General features: G+C 72.8%; 6 protein-coding genes and 1 pseudogene. 2 read left to right on the forward strand and 5 right to left on the reverse strand.

The genetic code is table 11. The annotated features are described in order from the left end of the window. From ACFC1R_RS38180 to ACFC1R_RS38200, 5 genes and pseudogenes are all read right to left on the reverse strand, one after another. Window positions 1–159 (reverse strand): annotated as a pseudogene (locus ACFC1R_RS38180) (IS5/IS1182 family transposase); the annotation flags it as partial. A 245-nt stretch (window positions 160–404) separates the two neighbouring features. Continuing rightward, window positions 405–701 carry a hypothetical protein gene (locus ACFC1R_RS38185; protein ID WP_375946328.1) on the reverse strand — a complete coding sequence of 99 codons (297 nt, stop codon included), beginning with the start codon at window positions 699–701 and terminating at the stop codon, window positions 405–407. Window positions 702–854: 153 nt separating this feature from the next. Further along, window positions 855–1,229, reverse strand: a complete 375-nt coding sequence (locus tag ACFC1R_RS38190) for a transposase (protein ID WP_375946331.1) — start codon at window positions 1,227–1,229, stop codon at window positions 855–857. Window positions 1,230–1,243: 14 nt separating this feature from the next. Next, window positions 1,244–1,951, reverse strand: coding sequence for a response regulator (locus tag ACFC1R_RS38195; RefSeq protein ID WP_375946332.1), 708 nt, complete (start codon window positions 1,949–1,951; stop codon window positions 1,244–1,246). A 68-nt stretch (window positions 1,952–2,019) separates the two neighbouring features. Continuing rightward, entirely contained in the window at window positions 2,020–3,324 is a 1,305-nt protein-coding gene (locus tag ACFC1R_RS38200) for a sensor histidine kinase (protein ID WP_375946329.1), read from the reverse strand. Window positions 3,325–3,691: 367 nt separating this feature from the next. Here ACFC1R_RS38200 and ACFC1R_RS38205 point away from each other — a divergent pair, with 367 nt between their 5' ends. Together ACFC1R_RS38205 and ACFC1R_RS38210 are read left to right on the forward strand one after the other, a co-directional pair. After that, window positions 3,692–5,884 (forward strand): MMPL family transporter, encoded by a 2,193-nt coding sequence (locus ACFC1R_RS38205; RefSeq protein ID WP_375946330.1) that lies wholly within the window; start codon window positions 3,692–3,694, stop codon window positions 5,882–5,884. Window positions 5,885–6,075: 191 nt separating this feature from the next. Then, window positions 6,076–6,562 (forward strand): transposase (locus ACFC1R_RS38210; protein ID WP_375946333.1); only part of this gene is annotated, 487 nt, incomplete at its 3' end.

Genomic DNA, 6,562 nt, shown 5'->3' on the forward strand with positions numbered 1-6,562 from the left:
CGCCCGTTGCCGTGCTCCACCACGGGAAGCGTCGCGTCGGCCCTCGACCACGGCCTGCCACGGAGTGGCCAGTTCGACGACCACATTCGCCAGATGCCGCCGCGAGACGCCGGTCAGCACCCGATGGCCGAGGACCGCGCGGTTCACCTTGATCGTCACACCGTCAGATCATGCCGCCCACAACAGCGCTGGTCACATCGCCGCCGCAATCACGCACCAGGTCGTTAGTACTCCAGCAGGACTTCGATGTTTTGCCTGCTCAGAGGCTGCGCGCGGTGAGTGTAGCGGCCTGATGCCCCATCAGGGACGGTCTTCATGAGACCGCCCCTCGATCGTGTGCAGCCGACGTTGGTAGTGACAGCGGCGGGCGATGGCCTGGCGTTGTCGGCGCCAGGTAGACCAGTTCAAGGAGTGAGCGCGGGGCGAGCACCGTGGCGGACGCGGCCCGTGGGGGCGGCCAGCCGCCAGGAGCCGCCGGATCTGTGCCACGGTGAGGTCCACCAAGGCGCGGGAACCGTTTCTGCAGCCCCCTTTGATGCCGCCACCATCGCGGCCAGGAAGGCGTGGGCGAGCATGGCCAGGGTGATGTGCCGCATCCAGCCGGTGTAGCGACGGACCTCGTACTGATCCAGGCCGCATTCGTTCTTCGCAGCCTGGAAGCACTCCTCGATCGCCCAGCGCATCCCGGCAATGCGCACCAACTGCTCAACAGTCGTTTCGAGTTGTGAGTAGGCGAGGTAGTAGGCGATCTCGTCGGGCCTGCTCAGGCTGCGGCGGGCTAGTGCCCACCGCTGGCGGACCTGGACCTCGCCCTGGTAGTCGAACTCCGCCAGGGCGGGCAGCCGGATGGCCGCTCAGTCGTAGATACGCGGTCCCTTTGCGCCGGCACCGCACGAGATCCGCTGCCAGGCGTCGGCCGGGGCCTGGGAGAACAGCCAGTCGATGCATGGACAGCCCACGCTGAACTGGGACTTGGGCACTGCCAGGACATAGCCGACACCGGACTGTTCCAGCAGTCGGCGGAAGCGTCCTTCCTGTCCGTAAGCCGAGTCGGCAGTGACCCAGGCGATGGGCAGCGGGGAGGCAAGTGCGCGTAGGACCAGGGCCTTGGCGAGCTGGCCCGTGGTATGGAACTCCCGCTCCTCGGGGATCTTCGCCGCGCGGCAGCGGTCCCGATCCTCGGTCCAGGACCTGGGCAGGTAGAGCTCGCGGTCGACAAGGGCCCGCAGACAGAAAGCCCCCGCTACCCGCCTCCCATGCGCGCGGTGACCAGGCCGGACTCGTAGGCCGCGATGACCGCCTGGGCGCGGTCCCGGACGTCGAGCTTGCCGAAGATGCTGGTGATGTAGTTCTTCACCGTCGACAGGCTGATGTCCAGGGCCCGGGCGATCTCGGTGTTGTCGAGGCCGGTGGCCATCAGCCGCCACACCTCGACCTCCCGGGGCGTCAGCCCGCCCGTGTCGGTGACCGGCGGCGGGGCGCCGACCGGGGCCCGGACGTAGGTGGAGATCAGCCGGGTGAGCAGGCGCGGGGCGACCACCGCCTCGCCGGCGTGGACGGTGCGGATCGCCGCGCCCAGTTCCTCCGGCGAGACGTCCTTGGGCAGGAACCCGTGGGCGCCGGCGCGCAGCGCGGCCACCACGTACTCGTCCATGTCGAAGGTGCTGAGGGCGAGGACTCGGCAGGAGGGGAGGATGCGGGCCAGCTCCCGGGTCGCGCCGACCCCGTCGAGCACGGGCATCCGGATGTCCATCACCACGACGTCGGGGCGCAGCAGGCGGACGGCGGTGACGGCCTGCTCCCCGTTCTCGGCCTCGCCCACCACCTCGAAGGACGGGTCGGGGGAGAGGATCAGGGACAGGCCGCGCCGCACCAGCGGCTGGTCGTCCGCGATGAGGACCCGGATGCCCGGTGCCACCGCGCCCACCGGGCCGCCGTCGTTCGAGCTCACCGGGCCGTCGCTGTTCGAGCTCACCGGGCCGTCCCCGTCCCCGCTCACCGGGCCATCGCCGTGCGCGCTCACCGGGCCGTCGCCGTTCCGTGCTGGACGGCCGCGTCGGCCGTCTCCTCCGGGGCCAGTGGCAGGTCGGCCAGGACGGCGAAGCCGCCCTCCGGACGTGGTCCGGTCCGCAGGGTGCCGCCGTGCAGGGCGACGCGCTCGCGCATGCCGATCAGGCCGTACCCGCTCCGGCCGCCGGTCGGCACCGCCTCCTGCGGTGCGGCGCCGCCCGTGCCCGCCGTGCCCCCGTCGTCGCGCACCTCGACGGTGACCCGGTCCGGACCGTACGTCAGGGTGACGGTCGCGCGGGCGGGCCCGGCGTGCTTGCGGGCGTTGGTGAGGCCCTCCTGGACGATCCGGAACACGGTCAGGCCGACGGTGGGCGGCAGCGGGCGGCGGGGCCCGTGGACGCCGAAGTCGGTCGGCAGGCCGGCCACCCGGGACTCGTCCACCAGCCGGCCGAGGTCTTCGGCCCCGGGCTGGGGCGAGGGCGGGGCGGTGTCTGGTTCGTCGCCGGCCCGCAGGACGTCCAGGAGCTGGCGCATCTCCCGCAGGGCCAGTCGCCCGGAGGACTCCAGGGTGACCAGGGCGTCCCGGACCACCTCCGGGTGGGCGAGGTTGGCCCGGGCGCCGCCGGCCATCAGCTGCATGGTGGTGATGTGGTGCGCCACGATGTCGTGCAACTCTCGTGCGATGCGGCGGCGTTCGTCGGCCACCGCGCGGTCGGCCAGCAGTTTGCGGTTGGCCGCGACCTCCCGCTGCCAGCGCGCCACGGCGAGGCCGGCGCCGGCCACGAGCAGGGTGGAGCAGGAGGTGCCGGCGAGCGCCTGCCAGGAGGGGACGCGCAGGTGGCTCTGGCTCAGAGTGGTCAGCACCGTCGTCGCCGCCGCGGCGGCCGCCGTCACCGGGGCGGGGCGGGCCCGGGCGACCGAGTACAGGCTGACCATCAGGACGGCGCCGAAGTGGGTGCTCGCCGGTGTGGACAGGTCGATCGCGGCCTCGACGGCCAGGACCACGGCGAGCGCCGGCACCGGGTGGCGGCGCCGGACGAGCAGCGGCAGGGCCGACAGCGCGACGAGGAGCAGGCCCGGCGGGGTCACCCGGCGTACCCCGTCCATCTCGCTGAAGAGCAGGTAGTTGAGCAGGTCGAGCGTGCAGGCGCCGGCGGCCACCAGCGCGTCGGTGTGGGTCCACGGCGCGCCGTCGGTCTCCGGCGGCGCGTCCGCCACCCCGCCGGGCCCCGGGCTCCCGCTCGCCCGGTGTGCCGGGTGCGCCGGGTCCGCCCCGAGTGCCGCGTCCATCGCGGGGCGTTGATGACCGCCCATGTCCGTTCCCCCTCCGTGCCCGGTCCGCGCCGCGCCTCACCGATGAGCCCTGACGAGCCCCGATGAGCCCGATCAGGCCCCGATCAGACCCTGTTTCAGACCCTGAACAAGCTCTGAACAGGCCCGATGACCCCATTCTGGCATCGGCCCACCCCACCCCGGCATGGTCCCCACGGCCGATCACGGGGGCCCGGACCAGGACCACGGTCCCGGGTCCGGGCCCGGCCGAGGAGCAGGGGCCCCGGTGCGGATCGTCCGTCGCAGGGACGTCCGCGGCCCACCCCGGGTGATGGTCTGGAACCCGGCCGGGAACCCCCGGAGCCGAGACCGACCTTGCGGACGCTCGCGTCCACCGCCGGAGGAAACCGTGATCCGCGCACTGACCGGATACTCCACCAGGAACTCGTGGAAGGTGATCACCCTCTGGGTGGTGCTGGGAATCTCCCTGGCCCTGCTGAGCCCGATGCTGCTCGCCCGCGTCACCCAGTCCCAGACCGGGGACTTCCTGCCCAAGAGCTACGACTCGGCCGCCGCGCTACGGATCGCCGAGGAGAACTTCGGGATGAAGCCCGACGCCACCACGGTCACCGTGCTGGTCGCCAGGACCGACGGCCAGGCGCTCACCGCCGCCGACCAGCAGCGGGTCGAGGCCGAGGCGGCGAAGCTCGCCCAGCGCCGGGTCGTCATGCCCAGGAAGGACGACAAGCCGGCCTTCCTCGTCCCCGACCGGTCCCAGACCCCCCGGGTCGCCCCGGCCATGGTGGCGCCCGACCGCGGCTTCGAACTGCTCTCCGTCGAACTGACCGGCAACGCCGCGGACGAGGGCGTCCAGGGCGTCTACCGGGCGTTCCGGGACGCCACCCGGGCCCAGTTCGCCGACGCCGGGATGCGCACCGGGTTCACCGGGGGACTGGCCGACGCCGTGGACACCGCCGACTCCCACCGCACCGCCGCGACGGTCGGCAGCGCGCTCGTCATGGGGCTGATCGTCCTGCTCAACGTGCTGGTGTTCCGCAGCGTGGCGGCGGCCCTGCTGCCGCTGCTCGCCGTCGCCATGATCGGCAGCGTGGCCGGCGGAGCCGTGGCCGTCGCCGCGACGCTGACCGGCCTCAAGCTCGACGCCGGCACCCCCGGGCTGGTCTCCGTGGTCCTGCTCGGCATCGGCGTCGACTACCTGCTCTTCCTGCTCTTCCGCTTCCGCGAGCACCTGCGGGCCCGGCCCGAGCAGCCCGCCCGCGAAGCCGCCGCCCAGGTGACCGCCCGGGTGGGCACCGCGATCACCTCGGCCGCGCTGACCATCGTCGCCGCCTTCGCCACCCTCGGCGTGGCCAGCTTCGGCCAGTTCCGCTCGCTCGGCCCGGCCATCGCCGTCGCCGTCCTGGTCATGCTGCTGGGCAGCCTCACCATGATGCCCGCCCTGCTCGCCGCCTGCGGCCGCGGCATGTTCTGGCCCTCCCGCAGTCTGCGCCGCCAGCCGGGCGAGGGCTTTGCCGCCCGCTTCGGCACGCTCGTCGCCCGGCGGCCGCTGCCGATGCTGCTCGCCGCCCTCGCCCTGCTCGGCGCGCTGGCCGCCGGGATGACCGGGATCCGGATGGACTACGGCCTCGGCGGCGCCGGCGACCGGACCCCGGCCGCCGCCACCGCCGCCGAGATCTCCCGCACCCTGCCGGCCGGCGTCTCCGACCCGACGAGCGTCTACGTCGTCGCCACGGACGGCACCACCCTCACCCCCGGCCGGCTCGACGGTCTCTCCCACGCCCTCACCCAGGTCGAGGGCGTCGGCAAGACGGGCGGCACCGTCCTCAACGGGGACCGGCGCGCCGCCCGGATCGACCTCTACCTGACCGCAGACCCGCAGAGCCGGCGCGCCCGCGACCTGGCCTCCGGCCCGGTCCGCGCCGCGGTCGCCGCCCACACACCCGCCGGGACCAGCGCCCACGTGGGCGGGACGGCGGCGATCTTCGCCGACATCTCCACCGCCGTCGACCACGACCTGGCGATTGTCTTCCCGGTCGCGGCCGCCCTGATCGCCCTGATCCTGCTGCTGCTCCTGCGCAGCCTGCTCGCCCCGCTGGTCCTGATGCTCTCGGTCGGGCTCGGCTTCGCCGCCACCCTCGGCGCCGCGACCCTGCTGTTCCAGCACGGGCTGGGCGAACCGGGCGTCAGCTTCACCCTCCCGCTGGTGCTGTTCCTGTTCGTCGTGGCGCTGGGCACCGACTACAACATCCTCATCACCGACCGGATCCGCGAGGAGATGCAGCGCCCCGGCCCGCCCCGCGCCGCCGTCGCCCGCGCCGTACGGCACACCACGCCCGCCATCGCCACGGCCGGCCTGGTCCTGGCCGGTTCCTTCGCGACCCTCGCCGCCACCCCGGGCAGCGAACAGGTCGCCTTCGCGCTGACGCTCGGCATCCTGCTCTCCGCCGTCGTCCTGTCCCTGGTCCTGGTGCCCGCCGTCGCCGCCCTGCTCGGCCGCGCCCTCTGGTGGCCGCTCCGCCAGGCCCGCCACCACCACCGGGCCGAGCCGGCCCCGGAGCCGTACCGCGTCCCGGTGCCCTGACCGGCGAGCCGTTAGTACTCCAGCCGGACTTCTTCATTCCCGCTGGTCAACGGCTTGGAAGTGGGGAGTGTAGCCGGGTGGGAGCGGGTGCGGGGCGGTCTTCGCCGCCCCGTCCCACCAATGGATGACCGCGCCGCATGTAACGACAACGGCTCGGGCAGGCCACCCATGTGATCGATGCACCAACCAACGTGTGGGAACAGGAACTTGGCGGCCTTCTCCTAAGGATCGGGGCCCGCTTCACCCGTGTGGAGCCCCGACGTCGTGTGCGGGACTACGTCCGCGGGCTCCTGGGCCCGGTGGGCCGCAAGAACGGCTGGCAACTCGCCGAATACGCAGGCCACGCCACCCCCGACGGGCTACAGCACCTGCTGTCGCGCAGCCGCTGGGACGCGGACGAGATCCGCGACGACCTACAGGCCTACATCGCCGAGCACCTCGGCACCGACGATGGTGTGCTGATCATCGATGACACCGGCTTCGTGAAGAAGGGCACGACTTCCGCCGGGGTCCAGCGCCAGTACTCCGGCACCGCCGGGGCTTGTATTTCAATTACTGCTTGCTCTGGTGGAGTTGGTGAGATGGTGGACCATGCCTGCGCGTCCGCCCGCCACCGCCTTACGGGCCAAGTTCGATCGGATCCTGCCTCATCTCGACGAGCGCCGTCGTCGGCTCTAC

The sequence above is a fragment of the Kitasatospora sp. NPDC056138 genome, assembly GCF_042264695.1.
In the GTDB taxonomy this organism is placed as follows: Bacteria; Actinomycetota; Actinomycetes; order Streptomycetales; family Streptomycetaceae; genus Kitasatospora.

Coding starts and splice junctions, on each gene's coding strand:
- ACFC1R_RS38200 (WP_375946329.1), bottom strand. CDS start 3,324: ATGGGCGGTCATCAACGCCCCGCGATGGACGCGGCACTCGGGGCGGAC.